The following is a 17927-nucleotide window of genomic DNA, read 5'->3' as shown; positions in this document are numbered from 1 at the left end:
ATGAAAAAAATTGAATTTACATTACTACTTCTGCTAGTTACAGTTACTTTTCACGCCCAAAAAATATCAGGGAAAATTTTGGATGAAAATGACAATCCAATCCCTGGAGCAAGAATCGGAATTGAAAATCAGGAAATTGGTGATATAACAGATAGTAACGGAAATTATACTATTGATTTAACCAACGTTGATAAAATTAAAATTGTCAAAGTGATCGTTAATGAGTATGAACCATTTAAAGCTACAATTGCAGACTTTACCAAACTTCAAAATCATACAATTATACTAAAGAAAAAAATTATCAATCTTGAAACTGTAGTAATTAATCCAAAAAAATATGTGCTTAAAAATTTCGGCACTTCAAATTCAAAAAAAGCATACGGTGGGTTTGATTCAGGTGAGCCAGATGACATTTTTAAAGAATATGCTATAAAGATTAAAAACAAAAAAAATCTAAAAGTGAACAAGATAAACATCAATATTGTTGATCAAAAAATTGAAAAAAACGTGACATTTATTTTTGATATACAAAATGAAAAAGATGGCTTTCCCGATGATGCACAATCTTTAGTTAATGATCCTTTACGATTGACCGTTACTGAAAATGATATCAAAAACAAGAAAGTATCCCTGGATATCTCTGATAAAAATCTTTGGACTGATAAAGATTTTTTTGTCTTAGTAAGAATAACTGATGACTTTAAAGGACAATTTTCTTTTGGTGGAAATATCTTCGCATTTTCAAAAGATACCTATTACAGAAACTATTTTGGAAAATGGAAAAAATATTCAGGAGGAGAACCATCAATAAATGTTGATGTAATGATCGAAAAATAAAATAAATACAGAATATTCTAAAAATAAACAGATTAGACTCTTATTCTTTCAATTTAGAGCCATTTTCAACAGATGGCTTAATAAATTATCTAAGCAGTATATTTTCCAAAAAAAAATCATTAAATTTAAAAACCTTTAAAAATACGAGCTATGATAAAATTTTGGTTAATTACAATTTTGATCTTTATTGTTTCAACGTTTATACTTACGAAATTAACTCTAAAATCAAATAGGGAAGAAGCTGGTGAAAGAATTTGGCGATTTGGATACGGAAGATCTACTTACTGGCGTTTGCTTACTTTGTGCAGTATCAGAATAACTATTGCACTAATGCTTATATTTTATTGGATAGGGATTCCTATTGTATAAAAAGCATCAAGGTTAGTTGGTATCTCTTTTTTTTAAATACCGCTATCCTTTACAATTTAAATAATTTTTAAAACTCCAAAAGCATTTTGATTTTGGAGTTTTTTTATTTCACCAGAATTATTATTTCATTTTCTTTTAACGGGAAAAATAATATTCCGTTTACGAAAAACGTACTTACTGTCTTAATATTTTTATGTAGTATTGTAGAAAACTTAAGAGACCATTTTCATTGAGTATTTTAAGTGAATGGTAAACAATTCCCAAAAAAGTATTTTCTTCAATAATGAATATTAATAATCAAATATTATTTTTTCTAAGCGCTCTGGGTGTTTTTAATAGCGTTGTTTTAAGTTTTTATTTTTTATTTTTCAAACAAAACAAAGCTAAATCTGATTTGTTTCTAGGGCTTTTGTTATTGTCTTTAAGCATTAGAATTGGGAAATCAGTATTTTATAATTTTAATCCGCAATTATCAAAAACGTATTTGCAAATAGGCTTGTCAGCTTGTTTTTTAATTGGACCTCTGTTGTATTTTTATGTGAGATCTATTTTGCAAAATCTCAATTATTCTTTTGCAAAATACACTCTTGTTTTGCTGGTTGTCATTATAAGTGTTTTTGGCGTTCTCTTTCCTTACAAAGAAAACCCTGCTCTATGGAGAGGAATAATTTATTATTTTATAAATATTCAATGGCTTATTTTTATTGTTCTGTCTATTTATGAAAGCAGGCAAATTTTTAAAAAGCTACTAAATAATCGAAATCAAATTAGCTATCATGAAACCTGGATATTATCTGTTATTATCGGAGTTTTTGCTATTTGGCTTTCGTATACTTTAGCTAAATACACCTCTTATATTTCCGGATCTTTGGCTTTTTCGTTCAGTTTTTACATTTCATTCCTTTTGCTTTATTACGTAAAAAATAAAACATTGATTTCGTCGAATAATAAAGAAAAATACATCAACAAAATAGAAGAAAAAGTAGTAACAGAAATTCAGGAACAAATCAATACACTTTTTGAAACGAGAAAAATTTATACCAATCCTGAACTTACTTTATCCATTTTAGCAAAAGAATTAAATATTCGTCCTCAATTGTTATCACAGTTTATTAATGACAATTTGAACAAAAGCTTCACGCAATTCATTAATGAATACCGAATTGATGAAGCAAAACGTTTATTAAAAGAAAGTACTCAGTTCAAAATTGACGCTGTTGGTTTCGAATCCGGGTTTAATTCTACGAGTACATTTTACAGTTCATTCAAAAAAATCACGGGAACGACACCTTCAAATTACCAAAAAAGCTAATTTCTACTCCTAAAATATACATCTGGACTGCTGTATCATAAACTTGGAATGATTTAAAAGTGAATCAATATAATTTTGAAAAACATTTTTAAACCATTAAAATCCAATGTTTATGAAAAAAATCTTTTTCGCAATCTTATTTACATTACTATTCAATTTGTCTTTTTCACAATCAGAACAATCCCTGATTCAAAATTGTATTCAAAACTATATCGAAGGTACCTCTTATAACAATCCTGAAAGCATCAGCAAGGCCTTTTATCCTGAAGCGAATCTTTTTCTGAGCCACAAAGACAAACCGCTATGGATAGTCCCAATTTCAGAATATGTCACCTGGTTTCAAAAAGGCAAGAAAGGAGAATTTAACGGTCGTATAGGTAAAATTATTTCTATTGAATTTTATAACGATGTTGCCATTGCAAAAGCTGAAATTCTTATACCTGAAAAAAAACAAGAATTTATGGATATGTTTTTGCTGAAAAAAATTCAGGGCGAATGGAAAATAATTAGCAAAGCAGCGAGCAGTAAAGCAAGTAATAAATCAGGAAAAAAGATATTATTTATTGTTTCTAATGCACATTATTACGGAAATTCTACCATTGCGACAGGAAATAGCTTTGCCGAAATTGTAAACGCTTACGACACGTTTGTAAAATCCGGTTATACAGTTGATTTTGTGAGTCCAAAGGGAGGAGACATCCCTTTAGCTTATATCAATACCTCAGATAATTTACAAAAAGAATATTTATACAATCAGGACTTTATGTACGCCCTAAAAAATACGCTAAACCCTAAAGAAATTGATTATAAAATTTATAAAGCAGTGCATTATATTGGAGGCGGAAGCGCAATGTTTGAAATTCCTGAAAACCTCGACATTCAACGCATTTCAATGCAGGTATACGAAGACAATAAAGGAATTATTTCATCGGTATGTCACGGAACGGCAGGTATTGTAAACCTGAAAACAAAAAATGGTAAATTTTTAGTAGATGGAAAAAAAATAAGCGGTTATCCGGACTCTTTTGAAAAACAGGATGGCGAATATTTCAAACACTTTCCGTTTTTGATTCAGAAAACCATAGAAGAAAGGGGAGGAGAGTTTAAATTCTCAAAGAGAAACGAATCGTTTGTAGAACAAGACGGCCGAATTATTACAGGACAAAATTTTCAATCGTCAAGTGGTGTTGCGTTAAAAATTATTGAATTGATTGAGAAAACGAATTAATAATTAATCAAATGGTCAAGTAAGACTCCAAAATCAATATGGTCTTGGAGTTTTTTATCTGGTTTAATTGTAAAAATTTGATCTTTTAATTAGAATTACAAATTCCATATATCTGACAAATAATAGGATACAAAAATATTTCACTTTTTTTTCTAAAAACACTTGCAAATACAAATTCTAGCTGTATATTTGCACTCGCAATCACGAAATGATAGCAACCTAGTAAAATAGGGCGATTAGCTCAGCTGGTTCAGAGCACCTCGTTTACACCGAGGGGGTCGGGGGTTCGAACCCCTCATCGCCCACCAAGAAACTCCTTAAGAAATTAAGGAGTTTTTTTATGTTTTAATATTTTATTAATAGTTTTAGATACAGGGTGAAAGCATTCTTATTTCCTTGGAACAAGCTATCATTTCCATCAAAATTTAAAAACCTCCAAAATCATTTGATTTTGGAGGTTTTTTTATGTTTATAATTTTTTAAATGTTCATCTTATAACAGCTATTATTAATTTATTTGGGCTTACTATAAACTACATTCTTACTATTTTTATACATTTTATATACTTGATGAATAGCAAACAGTAAACCAATTAACAATATGAAACTATTTTCGATTCCAAAAAATAAACAGATGATAACAATTATTATAAAAATAAATAACAAAGGGATTATTTTTTGAGCTCGGGTTAGATTTTCCTCTGTTTTTTCTAAAACCAAAGAAGGTTCAATCCTGGAAATAAACCTGAACAGCATTTTGCTATCGAAAAAAATCAAATGAAACGATTTTGATCTGGTTTCAATTTTAACTTGTTCACTTAAATCATTAAAATTTATTGCTAATATTTCTTCAATCCTTATTTCAATTAGATTTTTATCTGAATATTTTTCATTTCTAAAATGTTCAAGAGAAAAATATTTTTTATTTGACAAATAGATATGATTTTTTACAATCAAAAGGGTTTCGTAGTTTTCTAAAAAATAGATATCATCCAATTCAAAACTCATTCTTTCAGATTTTATTTAAGATTAATTATTCCAACCCAATTTATAGCCATAAATAACATAAGAAAAACTTTTTCAGGTTGACTTCGCTTAGTTATTTGACTTCTTTTAAAAACGAAGATAGAAAATATTACTGCTACATTTAGTAAATACTTTCAGTTCATTTGTTGCTTTTTTCATCTTAAAAAAATAAGTAAATCTCAAATAATCTTTTGTAAAACTTTATAGTACATTGCATTATAAATGTAGAACACATACCAATTCTAAACCGTAAAAGATATCTTTAATATGAAATTAAATAAACAGTCCCTATTTAATCTTTTATACATATTACTAGCCATAATAACAATCTCTTGCAATCAAAGTCAATCCAGCCAACTAAGATTAAAATATACCTCAGGAATTCATTCAGTTTTAGAAGATAGTAAAGGAAATATTTGGTTTGGCAGTTACAACGAAGGATTAGGATTACTTCATGATGGAAAGCTCCAGTATTTTACAACCGAAAATGGATTGAGCCATAATCAGGTTAGAAATATTTATGAGGATAAAAATGGTATCATTTGGTTTGAATGCGGCGAAGGATTAAGCACTTACGACGGAAAAAAATTGACTGTTTACACAGAAAGAGATTATAATTCAAAAAACGAATGGAAGTTAAATGATGGAGATCTCTGGTTCAAGGGCAACGAAATAGAGGCTTACAATAAACTTGAAGGAAATCCGGGTGTATATCAATATGATGGTAAAAAACTTTCGTATCGCGCATTGCCTGTTCACACAAAGCCAGGTCATGAGAATCACTATTCAATTTCAACAAATTTCGTTAAAAGCAAAAATGGAACTGTTTGGTTTGGAAGTTACGGCGCTGTGATTGGTTATAATGGATCGGATTTTAAAGTAATAAACGATTCGCTTTTAGGTTTAAATGACAAAACAGGACATTTTCACGCGAGAAGTATAATGGAGGACAGCAAAGGCAATCTTTGGATTGCCAATAATGGGATTGGTGTTTTAAAATATGATGGAAAAAAAATAATCAATTTCACAGAACAGCAAAAACTGAAGCAGAAAGATACCAATGGTAATTCGCTTAATAAAGTTTTTTCTATAGGAGAGGATCAATTGGGTAATGTTTGGTTTGGCACTGCGGGATCTGGTATATGGAAATATGATGGTAAATCGGTTAAAAATTTTAGTATTGAAGATGGAGTAGCGAGTAAACATATCTGGACGATTTACAAAAACAAAAAAGGAGAATTGTGGTTTGGTGGAGCCAATCCAAGTGGCGTATATCGATTCAACGGTACTTCATTTGAAAGAATATACTAGATCAAACACACAACTTTGTTTCAAATTATAAATTGCAACGTCATTTACTTCTTTAAACAAAAATTATAATAGGATTGGATTTAATTTTGAAAGACAACTAAAGTTACGCCTCATAATTAGTTGACTGTAAAATAAATTCCTCCATCATGAAACAGATACTTAAAACCTTAATTCTGTTTTGCTGCCTACCAATAATGGCGCAAAATCCTCCAAAACAAGGAGAAAAAACTTTTAATGGCGAAATCAAACTAGATATTCGCGATTCAAAAGGAGATTGGCCCGCATTTTTAGAAACTAAAGCACCAAAAGATTCTCCAAATGTACTAATCATATTGTACGACGATACTGGTTTTGCAGCCTGGTCACCTTACGGAGGACGAATTAATATGCCCACCATGGATGCACTTGCAAAAGACGGTATAACATATACGCAATGGCACACCACATCTGTATGTTCACCAACGCGATCTACGCTGCTAACAGGAAGAAATCATCATCAAAACGGATTTGGCTCAATATCTGAATCTGCTGTGGGATTTCCGGGTTATAGCGGTCATATTCCTAAAGAAAATGCCACATTGGCTACTATTTTGCGTCAGGCGGGATGGTCTACATTTTGGATTGGTAAAAATCATAATGTTCCCGTTGATGCGCTTGATATGGCATCGTCTAAAGATCGTTGGCCTTTGGGACTAGGTTTTGATCGCTTTTATGGTTTTATTGGCGGAGAAACCAATCAATGGTATCCGGGGCTTATAGAAGACAATCATTTTATAGATCAGCCTTATCAGCCGGAAGACGGTTATCATTTAAGCAAAGATTTGGCAGACAAAGCCATTGCTTATATTCAGGATACTAAACAATCAAAACCTGACAAACCTTGGTTTATGTGGTACAATCCGGGTGCCAATCATGCGCCTCATCATGCTCCGGCAGATTATATCGCCAAGTACAAAGGCAAATTCGATGATGGTTATGAAGCTTATAGAGATTGGGTTCTAAAACGTATGATCGACAAAGGTATTTTACCAAAAGACACCAAACTTACGCCTATAAACCCAATGCCAAAGGGAAAGTTTTCTGAAGGCGATACTGTAAGACCATGGAACACATTATCGACTGACGAAAAAAAACTGTTCAGCCGTATGGCCGAGGTTTATGCTGCTTATTCTGAATATACTGATTTTGAAGTAGGTCGCGTTATTAAATACCTGAAAGATTCCGGGCAATATGATAATACGCTCATAATGTATTGTGCTGATAATGGAGCATCTGGCGAAGGATCTCCAAACGGTTCTGTAAACGAAAACAACTTCTTTAACGCTTATCCCGACGATATGAAGGTAAATTTAAGTATGATCGACAAACTAGGATCACAAGATACTTATAACCATTATCCAACGGGTTGGGCAGTTGCTTTTTCGACTCCGTTTAAAATGTTCAAGAGATATTCAGGATATAGTGGTGGTACAGCAGATCCTCTTGTTATTTGCTGGCCAAAAGGCATAAAAGCAAAAGGAGAGATTAGAAGTCAATACCACCATTGTACTGACATTGTTCCGACAATATTAGAAGTTTGCGGCGTAAAAATGCCTGATGTGGTGGATGGCGTAAAACAAACTCCGCTTGCTGGTGTTTCTATGAAGTATAGTTTTGATAATGAAAAAGCAGCAACCACTAAAAAGGTACAATATTACGAAATGGTTGGAACACGCGGTATTTGGAAAGAAGGCTGGAAAGCTACTGCAATTCACGGAGCGCTTCCCGTAAACATAGGGGATTTTGACAAAGATCAATGGGAATTGTATCACGTTGATGTCGATCGGTCAGAATCTACAGATCTTTCGGCTCAATATCCGGATAAGGTTAAAGAACTGGAACAAATATGGATGGATGAAGCGAAGAAATACAATGTTTTGCCTTTAAATGATGTTTCGGTAAACGAATTTCACGCTATGGAATACCACAAAGAAATCCCTGCCAACGGTAGATTTACCTATTATCCCGGAACAACCGAAATTCCGGAAGCTTCGGCAGCACCAACTTTAGGACGTTCTTTTAAAATTTTAGCCGAAGTAGATTTTACGAAAAATACAAAAGGCGTTATCGTTTCTCAAGGATCACGTTTTGGAGGATATAGTTTGTTTGTTACTAATGGTAAATTAAATTATGTCTACAATTTTTTAGGCCTTGCTCCGGAACAGATTTTAAGCACAACTTTGCCTGCCAACGGGCAACATGTAGTGGGAGTGGAGTTTATAAAGGAAAAAATGACCGAGAAAAATGAAACGTTAGGAAAAATGAGACTTTATGTAGACGGGAAAGTGGTACAGGAAAAACCTTTCCGCACTCAGGCAGGTCATTATGCGTTATCAGGCGAGGGGCTATGCGTTGGCCGCGACTCAGGTGATCCTGTGAGTAAACAATACAAAGCCAAATTTGACTTTACAGGAGGAAAGATTGCTAAAGTAGTATATGATGTTAGCGATGATGCTTACCAAAACGTTGAGCATGAATTTAAAGTTAAAATGGCCAGAGAATAAAATCTTATCTTTTTTATTATAAAAACAATTATTAAAACATGTTTTGTTGGAAGCAAAAACTCCTTAATTTTTAAGGAGTTTTTCTATTTTGCAAAGTTCAATTAAGATAAAATCATCTTACAACTATTCTTTTCTTTTATCTAATATTCAAATACTTATTAAGATTTAATTCAATAATTACATTTACCCATTTTTAGTCTTTTCATTTTTCCAACTTCTTCTTGAGTATCATAGCTATTTTGCAAATAATCATTGTAAAACCATTTACCATTTCGCTTTTCCAGGTAACCTTTTATTTCGTTAAAAACGGGCATTTTATCAGTAGTAAAATCAAATGAATCTTCATGAATTCCAAACTCTTTCAATGTTGTCCATTTTTTATTACATAGCGAATATATTTTACAACTATTGATTCTGCTAAGATCTAATTTGTCGATTACCAGAGCAATTTCGTCTTTTCCATCATTATTATTGTCGCCAATATTTATTAAGCAATAAAGCCCTTGTGCGGTACCTAAATGCAAAATATCCTGATTCTTTTTGTTTATAGTCAGATACAAATCTGCTTTCTGTGTGTAAAACCAATTTTCTACTATTTCCCAATCATTTTCGTAAGGATCGGGAGATTCTAAAATTTCAGTTTTGTTTTCTTTCGAATAATTGTGCTCAAAAATAGTATCCTGTTTTCCGTCGCCATCAAAGTCCCCAATTACAGATCGTTTTTCTAGTTTATGAAATACAATATGATTACTTATCGTATCAGAAACAGGAGTACTGATGATTTTCTTCTTATTTTCATTACAACTGACAATAAGTACAAGCAATACAAACAGATAAATGCTTTTTTTGAATCTCATTTTTTAAGGTTTAAAGAAGAAATACAATTATTAGAAAATTACTTAAAATTCCCCTCTAAGCTAATCGAAATAAATAAGAATATTTTAGAAAAAACAAAAAACTCCCTAAAAAAATTAAGGAGCTTTTCAAAGGTTTGGTTTTGGTTATTACTCTTTTTATGCTTTTTCGGTTTTGGGTAATTCTTTCCAGGAATAGCTTTTGTGCACAATTTTCCAGGCGCCCTGATATTTTACTATTAAAAAATAATCTGTAAAAGTGCGCTGATTCGGTATTACAATTACTGCTTTCGCTACGGCTGTATCTTTCTCAATATCAATAGAAACAATGCTTCCAATTCGATTCGTTTTTTCACCAGGTTTTATATTAGCAATGTATTGTTTGCCTGAACGTATCCATAAAGTGTCTTTTGCAACCGTATACAAATTAAAATCAGGATGAAAAGCCTTGCGTAATCTCTCCGGTTCACCATTCGCCGTACCTTCAATATAATCGAGTAATATTTCTGTAATTTGGTCTAAATCGCTGAGTACAATTTTATTATTCTTTTTAGAATCAGGTTTTAAAATGGCTATCACTTCATTTGCTACACGAGAAGCTGAACTTGGATCCTGTCCGGTTACAAACCTGCCATCAACAGCATAAAAAGCGTCTCCGCCTTTATCAGAATACACAAATTTTCCTTGATTATTGGTAATAGCTTTGTCGATCGCAAACGGAAATGTTTTGTAATATTCGGCATTCTTATTTTCAAAAAGATCCGGATATCCCGTGATTTTTCTTCCTGCATAAAGCGATTTTTGATTTTCATCTTTTAAATAAGCAAGCCCGGCAGTACCGTGACAAATTGCCGAAACTACACCGTTTTTATTGTAAATAGTTCTGGCAATATTCTGAATCGCAATATCTTCTGCAACGCCAAACATGACCGCACCGCCACCGCTGTAAAAAATTGCCGAATAATCGCTGGCAATAATTTCTGTTGGCTTCATGGTATGTTCCAGCTTGTCCATAAACCAGCCATCGTACAGGTATTTTTTTTGCAAAAGATCAGAGGTATTAATGTAGCCAACCGGAATCGCGCCACCTTTTGGACTTACAAAATCGACTGTGTATCCGGCTTTTATAAAAATATCATAAGGAACAATAATTTCTTCAAAATGATTGGCCGCAGTAATTTTGGTATTTCCGTAATAATCCTGATTTGATGTTACAAATAAGATTTTATTCTGCGCATTTACGCCAAGAGGCTGCAAACATGTAAGAACTAGTAATAAAAAGATAATTTTATTCATTTACTGAAAATTATAAGTTTTTTTGAATTGAAAGAAGAGTTATCTATGACTTAGCTTTTGGTGCCGCCGGTTCAACCAATTTATGAGGTGTTCTTGCCGAAATTTTATCGACAATTAACCAACCCTGATTGGTTTTCATAAAATGAAAATAATCTACAAATAACAGTGTTGCTGTACTGATTTCTACTTTTGCAATGGCCACATTGTTCGTTATATCCACAAATACAGTACGTGCCGACCAGTTTTTAGGTCTGTCGTGTTTTTTAAAGCCAGTGATGTACTTTGATTTGGTTACAACGTTAATTTCGTTATCGGCAAAATATTTCAATTGCCAGGTATTATGAAATGACGAACCCACCATAGTAGAATCTCCTGTGGCTTGTCCTTCTATGTATAAATTGATCGTTTTTTCAATCAAAGCCAAATCATTCGAAGTCTCGTTGATCTGCGCATTGACATTTAAACACAAAACAATAACGGAAATAAATAAAAACACTTTTCTCATTTTTAAAATTTTAGATAATTAATAATGAGTGCAAATATGCAGGATATGAATACTTTGCAGGTTTTAATTTATAAATCAGAACTCTGATTTTATAAAAATAAACTTATTTCAGGCAGGTTTTTTGGTATTCGGCAGGAGTTAAGCCGGTTGTTTTTTTAAAGGCAGTAAAGAAGGCCGATTTTGAATTAAAACCACTGTCGTAACCTAAATTTTCGATAGTATAATTATTATGACTTTCTAATAACTTTTTAGCTTTCTCGATTCTGTATTCCTTAATCAGGCTGGAGAAGGATTTACCCAATACTTCGTTGACATATTGTGATAAGATATGTTTTGTTACTTTGAGTTCTTTTGCAGCTTCTTCAAGGCTAAAATTCGGATTAAGGAAGAGTTCTTTTTCAATTATTACAGATAATTTCTGATCGATATTATTTAAAGTTTCCTTGTCGATTTCCTTGTTCTTGTATTTTTCTTTTTCATTAAAAAAAGTAGACTCGCTGTTGGTTTTAAAAATTAAAAGCACAATAATGAGATACAAAATAAATGTAAATGATAAAGCGCCCACAATATAAGAGGTATAAGGCGTCATAACATAGGCCAGCCATATAAATGCAACGCCAAAATAAATACCAAGAAACCAAACTTCTAATCTTTTTAAGGATTCTTTTTCTTTGATTTTTCGAAAAACAGGACGAAGGTATTTTAAAGACAAAATAATGTAAATGAACCATTGCGTATAGATAACACACACAATTCGAGTGCTCCAGATTTCACGATGTTCAACATATGGATAAAAATATCCCAAAATAGTTATAGTTACAAAATAAGGAATAACATGTTTTTTCCAGTTTAATTTTTCTTCTTTTTGATATGATTTTAGATATAAAAAAAGAAAAGGACCAATAAGAACACAGGCAGAAAGTCCAATTTGAATAAAAATATTCGACAAATGCGGATTAAAAAAGAAGAATACTGATTTTAAAATTCTAATACTTAAAACCAGTAGGAGCAGGGATAAAAAATAATTCGTAAAATTTTTCTTTTTTGCATTTATAGCAAAATAAATCGAAAGTATAAAACCATTAAAAGCTCCTAAAGCACTAAAAAAGAAAAGCAACTGGTTTGACTCTATCATTATTTTGTTTCATTAATTTTTGACCTGATCTCAGGCGAATATAAGAAATATTTTTACTACGTTTTATTAACTTTCTTCTGATTCAGTCAGAAATAAATCTTTTGCATTTTGTAATTAAAATGCTCTTGCTCTAAAACTTTATTTATTATTTATAAATAGATTATGTAACAATTTAAGCAAAAGACTACTTATATCATATCAGTTAAGAAAAAACAATTAATAAAACTCAAAGTATGAATGTATCAGAATGGCTCATTTTTATTTTAATCATGCAGATTATTCACGGATTATCTACCTGGAAACTTTACGCGAAAGCAGGGAGAAAGCCGTTAGAATCCTTTATTCCAATTTATAACTTAATTATTTTAATGAAAATTATAAATCGACCGCGCTGGTGGGTTTTCTTGCTTTTTGTGCCTATTATAAATCTATTGATGATTCCGATAGTCTGGATTGAAACTATCAAAAGTTTCGGAAAAAGTTCAAGATTGGATATTGTTTTAGTTTTGATAACATTAGGATTTTATATTACTTATTTAAATTACACTTCTGAGAAACTAACTTATATTGAGAACAGAGATTTACAGCCAAAATCAAATACAGAAGATACTATTGGTTCTCTTTTATTCGCTATTATCGTCGCTACATTGGTGCATACCTATGTGATACAGCCCTTTACGATTCCGTCTTCATCATTAGAAAAAACATTGTACACCGGAGATTTTTTGTTTGTTAGCAAGATCAATTTTGGTGCAAGAACTCCTATGACTACAGTGGCATTGCCTATGGTACATGACTCAATTCCACTTACGGGTTTTAAATCATATTTATTCAATGACGATTTTACCCAAAAAGAAACGTCATTAATTAATAAGCTTCAATTACCGTATTTTAGGTTTCCATCATTAGAAAAAATCAAACGCAATGAAATTGTGGTTTTCAATCAGCCTGCAGACACGCTGCGTGATATGGACAATTTTAAACCGGATCGAAATTACTACAAGCCAATTGACAAAAAAACAAATTTGGTAAAACGATGTGTGGGAATGCCTGGCGATTCTTTAGAAATTCGTGACGGAAATATTTACATCAACGGTAAACTAGACAAACTGCCTGAAAGTGCAAAAGCACAATACAATTTCCTGGTAGACACAAAAGGACAAACTATTAGTCAGGATGCTCTTGTGCACAGATATGGCGCCAGAGAAGGGATGAAATACGAAAACGGAGATTTTGCGCTTACCAACACAGGACAATATTTCCTGACTTTAACAGATAAAGAAGCTGCCGCCATTGCCAATAATCCGGTTGTAAAAGGAGTTACTAAAAATTTATCGCCAAAAGGAGAGGATGGAGGTGTTTTTCCGCACATTCCTTCATTGGGATGGAATATAGACAACTTTGGTCCAATTTATATTCCTCAGAAAGGAAAAACTGTAAAATTAGATTTGAAATCACTTCCTTTTTACAAGCGAATTATAGAAGAATACGAAAAAAACACCTTGAAAGTTCATGGTAACGAGATCATTATAAACGGAAAAGTTAGTAACACTTATACTTTTAAACAAGATTATTACTGGATGATGGGGGATAACCGTCAAAATTCTTTAGATGCCAGATTTTGGGGATATGTTCCTTTTGATCATGTGATAGGTAAACCGGTTTTTATTTGGTTCAGTTGGGATAAAGACGGCAAAGGAATCAATAAAGTACGATGGAATCGCGTTTTCTCTGTAGCAAACGGAGACGGCGAACCTAAGTCTTATTTAATACATTTTTTAGTACTTATAGCACTTTATATCATTGGCAGTAAAATAATAAAGAAAAAGCGTAAAGCATAAATTTAAAAAACTCCAAAGTCAGCTGATTTTGGAGTTTTTTTATGGATTCTGTCTTCAGAAAAATTACAGATTTCTTGATTTAATTTCTTTATTCAATAAACTTAAATTGATAAGTATTGGCATAAAAACGACAGGTAATGTAAAAACCGGAATAAGCGTTGCGATAGAAACATTTTTAATGCCTTTTACACTAAAAATATAGATAATTGCAGCAATGGCTAATAAAAAAATAACGCCAAAGCCTATCGAAACACCTTTAAATAAATCTCTCTTCTTTAATAATTTTTCGTTGGTTAATTCTTCGTAAATATTTTTCTTCATAAAAATTGGTTTGGGTTAATTTGGTTTGGAAATTTAGTTATATTCTTTCAGTTTTTTTGTTTTGAATTAAAATTAAATCATTCATAAACAGATCTTAATAAAACTCATTTAAGACGGCTTAAAATAACAAGTCACTTTCTTTGTGGCTAATATAATAAATATTTTTCGTACTATTTTATCAACTTATTTGAATTTGATTTGGAAATTTTTCACTATTTCTGTTTCATTTTATTTTTTCCTTTAAGTCGCTAATTAAAGGCCAGTAAACCTTTTTTTAAAGAAAACATAACTTATAAATCTTCACAATAATTACGATTGAAAAAAGCAATATTTCTTTAAAAATCTTGTTTAATGAAGAAGGAATCTTTTATAAATTCTGCAGGATATTATTATTGAAGATAAACTAAAAAAAAAGACCTTTTAGAACAAGAAAATGTAGGTTAAGTTTTAATTAAGAATGTTTATCTTTACTATGAAAGTTCTATAATAAATTTACAATACTCACTATCAATTTATTACTTATTTATTGTATCAACATATAATTTTAAAACCTATTACGCATGGCATTTGATCATTATATACAGATAGAAAGGGTTGAAAGACTTACCAAAAAAGAATTTATCGAGAATTACTACAAGCCACAAAAGCCTGTTATAATTACCAATCAAATAGAAGACTGGCCGGCTTTTACAAAATGGAATTTTGATTTTATCAGAAAGGTAGCAGGTGACAAGATAGTGCCCTTATATGATAGCCGCAAAACGGATCATACCAAAAAAGTCAACGAGCCGGACTTTAAAATGACCATGTCTGAATATATTGACATCCTTGAAAAAGGCCCAACTGATCTGCGTATTTTTTTATACAACTTGATGAAAGACGCTCCTTCTATGAAGTCTGATATGAAATGGCCACGTTTAGGGCTAAGATTACTTAAAAGTATGCCGCTTGTTTTTTTTGGAGGTCAGGATGCTAAAGTTTTCATGCATTATGATATTGATTTCCCGAATATTTTTCATGTGCATTTTGAAGGTCAGAAACAATGTGTTTTGGTAGATCCTAAAGAAACAAAATACATGTACAGATTACCATATTCCTGGTTGTGCAATGAAGATATTGATTTTGATAATCCTGATTTTGAGCGTTTTCCGGCACTCAAAAAAGTTAAACCTTATATTACCAATCTTAGTCACGGCGAGATGCTTTACATGCCCGAAGGCTGGTGGCATTACATGAAATACCTTACGCCCGGTTTTTCGCTTAGTCTACGGTCGCTTCCGGGAAGACCTTCGAACTTATGGAAAGGTTTTGCAAACGTAGCAATCATTCGGTATTACGATAACTGGATGCGAAGAAGAAAAGGCCAGGAATGGCTTGATTATAAAGATGCTGAATCTATTCGAAGAACAAATGCAGAATTTGAGGCGGCAGAATAATTATTTAAATCTTAACATTATTATAAACAAAAAGCTCCATTATTTCTAATGGAGCTTTTTTGTTTAAGAGGCTTTATTTTGCTACTCTTTTAAAATCTAAATCCTGAAAGTCAAAACTAAAATCGATATTTGGAGATATTCCTTTCATCTTGATAGATTGAACTTTACCTTTTTCATCAACAGAAAACGTTGCAAAAGCATCACAATTCATCGCCTGGTATTCCCATTTTACAGCGAAAGTATTAGCATCATAAAAAGCGAGAGGTCCGCTTAATTTTGGCGAACGCAGACATTTGATCCACAATTGCTTTCCCTTTAAAAACACCTCTGCTTTTCCAAACCAGCGATCTTCGTAAACACCAATAAAATCTTCATTTTTTACTTTGGTATTTTTTACCGAAGCCACTTTTTTCCATGTATCTATGGTGACATCATCACTTGTATTTTTATCCTGATTCATCCATTGAGCCATTTTATCTGTCCAGCCAAAATCATCCAAACCTAAATAACTGTCTGCAATAGTATTTGACATCGCCATAAAAAGACCGGCACCACCATCTTGCGTATTGGTTAAAATTACAATCCCTAAGTTCTGATCAGGAAACAAAGTGACTATAGACAACATTCCCGGCAAACCGCCCGTATGTTCTACTTTTAGGTTTCCTTTTGCATCAGATATTCCCCAGCCTAAACCATAGCCGTTAAAATGAGAATTGTATCTCGGATTAGGATCTGCAGCCATAACAGTATGTATGCGCCACATTTCGTCGTGATTTTTTAAAGAGAACAACGACGATTTTAGATCCTCACCATATTGACCTTTGTTAAGGCGTGTAATCATCCATTTCGACATATCGGCAACATTCGAATAAATACCTCCAGCGGCACTTCCCATTGCTATATTATAAAAATCGATACTTTTGATCGTTCCGGATGTTGAAGAGTGAGGGATTGCAAGATTGCTTTTGTCTTTTAACAAACTCCCTACAAAAGTGCGATTCATCTGCAAAGGAGTTATAATTCTTTGCTGTACAAACTGCTCGTAAGTCATACCGCTCACCTTTGCAATTACCTCTCCGGCAACGATATAAAGTAAATTGTCATAATCAAATTGAGTTCTAAAAGCCGAAACAGGTTTAAAATACTGAAAACTAGTCATCACGTCTTTAGCCGTAAAGTCAGATCCGTCAGGAAAAAACATCAAATCACCAACCCCTAATCCAAGTCCGCTGCGATGCGTTAATAAATCCTGTATATTGAAGTTCTCTGTTACATAATCATTATACATTTTAAATTCCGGCAGGTAATCTTTTACTTTATCAGTCCATTTCAATTTACCTTCGTCTTCCAGAATAGAAAGTGCAGCGGTTGTAAAGGCTTTAGTATTAGAGGCGATCTGAAAATTAGTGTATTCGTCTACAGGCTTTTTTGTTTCGACAGAACTAATCCCGTATCCTTTTGAGTGTATTACTTTTCCATCTTTAACAACAGCAATTGAGGCTCCTGCAACCTTAAACTTTTGCAGCGCATTTTGCATTAAGGAATCGATTTTTGCAGATGACAACTGAGCAAATGATGCTGTTGATGCAAAGCACATAAAGAGGAGGGAAGCTAAACGAATTTTCACTTTTTTCATATAAATTTCTGTTTTTGGTGGGTTGATAACGTCATTCATTAAACATTAAAAAAGAGCATCAATATTCTTAAATTATAAGTATTTTGTTCTAAAAATTAACATTTATTGCTGACGAATATAAGAAATATCCTTAATCGAAATAATGAATCTATATAAGTTACTGCCAGAGTTATTAACAATATTTTTATAAACGGATAAAAGAGCAAAAAAAAGCCTCCAAAATCATAAATTTTGAAAGCTTAATATATTTTAAAACAGTATTTAATTAGTTTAAACCA

14 protein-coding genes and 1 tRNA gene are annotated in these 17927 nt (G+C 32.1%); 8 read left to right on the top strand and 7 right to left on the bottom strand.

The features are described from left to right. From L0669_RS16835 to L0669_RS16820, 4 genes are all read left to right on the top strand, one after another. Positions 1-837 carry a carboxypeptidase-like regulatory domain-containing protein gene (locus tag L0669_RS16835; RefSeq protein ID WP_263758943.1) on the top strand — a complete coding sequence of 279 codons (837 nt, stop codon included), beginning with the start codon at positions 1-3 and terminating at the stop codon, positions 835-837. A gap of 652 nt (positions 838-1489) precedes the next feature. Beyond that, positions 1490-2518 carry a helix-turn-helix domain-containing protein gene (locus L0669_RS16830; RefSeq protein ID WP_263758942.1) on the top strand — a complete coding sequence of 343 codons (1029 nt, stop codon included), beginning with the start codon at positions 1490-1492 and terminating at the stop codon, positions 2516-2518. Positions 2519-2630: 112 nt separating this feature from the next. Further along, positions 2631-3746, top strand: coding sequence for a nuclear transport factor 2 family protein (locus L0669_RS16825; protein ID WP_263758941.1), 1116 nt, complete (start codon positions 2631-2633; stop codon positions 3744-3746). A 230-nt stretch (positions 3747-3976) separates the two neighbouring features. Next, positions 3977-4054 (top strand) — tRNA-Val (locus tag L0669_RS16820). A gap of 204 nt (positions 4055-4258) precedes the next feature. Here the strand turns inward: L0669_RS16820 and L0669_RS16815 are convergent. Continuing rightward, positions 4259-4753 carry a hypothetical protein gene (locus L0669_RS16815; RefSeq protein WP_263758940.1) on the bottom strand — a complete coding sequence of 165 codons (495 nt, stop codon included), beginning with the start codon at positions 4751-4753 and terminating at the stop codon, positions 4259-4261. A 285-nt stretch (positions 4754-5038) separates the two neighbouring features. On the opposite strand from L0669_RS16815, the gene L0669_RS16810 reads away from it, so the two are divergent. Continuing rightward, positions 5039-6082, top strand: coding sequence for a ligand-binding sensor domain-containing protein (locus tag L0669_RS16810; protein ID WP_263758939.1), 1044 nt, complete (start codon positions 5039-5041; stop codon positions 6080-6082). 146 nt (positions 6083-6228) lie between these two features. Further along, positions 6229-8625 (top strand): arylsulfatase, encoded by a 2397-nt coding sequence (locus tag L0669_RS16805; protein WP_263758938.1) that lies wholly within the window; start codon positions 6229-6231, stop codon positions 8623-8625. Between the two features lie 170 nt (positions 8626-8795). Here the strand turns inward: L0669_RS16805 and L0669_RS16800 are convergent, their stop codons facing one another. The 4 genes from L0669_RS16800 to L0669_RS16785 all read right to left on the bottom strand — a co-directional run bounded on the left by L0669_RS16800 (position 8796) and on the right by L0669_RS16785 (position 12415). Further along, positions 8796-9482, bottom strand: coding sequence for a hypothetical protein (locus tag L0669_RS16800; protein WP_263758936.1), 687 nt, complete (start codon positions 9480-9482; stop codon positions 8796-8798). Between the two features lie 156 nt (positions 9483-9638). Further along, complete coding sequence (locus tag L0669_RS16795) at positions 9639-10775, bottom strand: nuclear transport factor 2 family protein (RefSeq protein WP_263758934.1); 1137 nt, start codon at positions 10773-10775, stop codon at positions 9639-9641. 43 nt (positions 10776-10818) lie between these two features. After that, a complete protein-coding gene (locus L0669_RS16790) occupies positions 10819-11280 on the bottom strand; it encodes a nuclear transport factor 2 family protein (protein ID WP_263758933.1) in 462 nt (153 codons plus the stop codon). Between the two features lie 103 nt (positions 11281-11383). After that, a complete protein-coding gene (locus tag L0669_RS16785; RefSeq protein WP_263758931.1) occupies positions 11384-12415 on the bottom strand; it encodes a helix-turn-helix domain-containing protein in 1032 nt (343 codons plus the stop codon). Positions 12416-12648: 233 nt separating this feature from the next. Here L0669_RS16785 and lepB point away from each other — a divergent pair, with 233 nt between their 5' ends. After that, positions 12649-14256: a signal peptidase I gene (gene lepB / locus L0669_RS16780; protein WP_263758930.1), complete on the top strand. Its 1608-nt coding sequence runs from the start codon at positions 12649-12651 to the stop codon at positions 14254-14256. A gap of 63 nt (positions 14257-14319) precedes the next feature. Here the strand turns inward: lepB and L0669_RS16775 are convergent, their stop codons facing one another. Next, complete coding sequence (locus L0669_RS16775; protein WP_263758929.1) at positions 14320-14577, bottom strand: hypothetical protein; 258 nt, start codon at positions 14575-14577, stop codon at positions 14320-14322. A gap of 560 nt (positions 14578-15137) precedes the next feature. Here L0669_RS16775 and L0669_RS16770 point away from each other — a divergent pair. Then, on the top strand, positions 15138-16013 hold the full coding sequence (locus tag L0669_RS16770; protein WP_263758928.1) for a cupin-like domain-containing protein: 876 nt from the start codon (positions 15138-15140) through the stop codon (positions 16011-16013). 73 nt (positions 16014-16086) lie between these two features. Here L0669_RS16770 and L0669_RS16765 read toward each other — a convergent pair whose 3' ends face one another. Beyond that, a complete protein-coding gene (locus L0669_RS16765; protein WP_263758926.1) occupies positions 16087-17649 on the bottom strand; it encodes a serine hydrolase in 1563 nt (520 codons plus the stop codon). Between the last annotated feature and the right edge of the window lie 278 nt (positions 17650-17927).

The organism is Flavobacterium bizetiae (assembly GCF_024271895.1).
In the GTDB taxonomy this organism is placed as follows: domain Bacteria; phylum Bacteroidota; class Bacteroidia; order Flavobacteriales; family Flavobacteriaceae; genus Flavobacterium; species Flavobacterium bizetiae.
Note: the sequence above shows the minus strand (reverse complement) of the source record. Positions and strands in the feature narration are given on the sequence as shown.

Coding starts and splice junctions, on each gene's coding strand:
- L0669_RS16835 (WP_263758943.1), top strand. CDS start 1: ATGAAAAAAATTGAATTTACATTACTACTTCTGCTAGTTACAGTTACT.
- L0669_RS16815 (WP_263758940.1), bottom strand. CDS start 4,753: ATGAGTTTTGAATTGGATGATATCTATTTTTTAGAAAACTACGAAACC.
- L0669_RS16800 (WP_263758936.1), bottom strand. CDS start 9,482: ATGAGATTCAAAAAAAGCATTTATCTGTTTGTATTGCTTGTACTTATT.
- L0669_RS16775 (WP_263758929.1), bottom strand. CDS start 14,577: ATGAAGAAAAATATTTACGAAGAATTAACCAACGAAAAATTATTAAAG.
- L0669_RS16790 (WP_263758933.1), bottom strand. CDS start 11,280: ATGAGAAAAGTGTTTTTATTTATTTCCGTTATTGTTTTGTGTTTAAAT.
- L0669_RS16805 (WP_263758938.1), top strand. CDS start 6,229: ATGAAACAGATACTTAAAACCTTAATTCTGTTTTGCTGCCTACCAATA.
- L0669_RS16810 (WP_263758939.1), top strand. CDS start 5,039: ATGAAATTAAATAAACAGTCCCTATTTAATCTTTTATACATATTACTA.
- L0669_RS16765 (WP_263758926.1), bottom strand. CDS start 17,649: ATGAAAAAAGTGAAAATTCGTTTAGCTTCCCTCCTCTTTATGTGCTTT.
- L0669_RS16770 (WP_263758928.1), top strand. CDS start 15,138: ATGGCATTTGATCATTATATACAGATAGAAAGGGTTGAAAGACTTACC.
- L0669_RS16785 (WP_263758931.1), bottom strand. CDS start 12,415: ATGATAGAGTCAAACCAGTTGCTTTTCTTTTTTAGTGCTTTAGGAGCT.
- L0669_RS16825 (WP_263758941.1), top strand. CDS start 2,631: ATGAAAAAAATCTTTTTCGCAATCTTATTTACATTACTATTCAATTTG.
- L0669_RS16830 (WP_263758942.1), top strand. CDS start 1,490: ATGAATATTAATAATCAAATATTATTTTTTCTAAGCGCTCTGGGTGTT.
- lepB (WP_263758930.1), top strand. CDS start 12,649: ATGAATGTATCAGAATGGCTCATTTTTATTTTAATCATGCAGATTATT.
- L0669_RS16795 (WP_263758934.1), bottom strand. CDS start 10,775: ATGAATAAAATTATCTTTTTATTACTAGTTCTTACATGTTTGCAGCCT.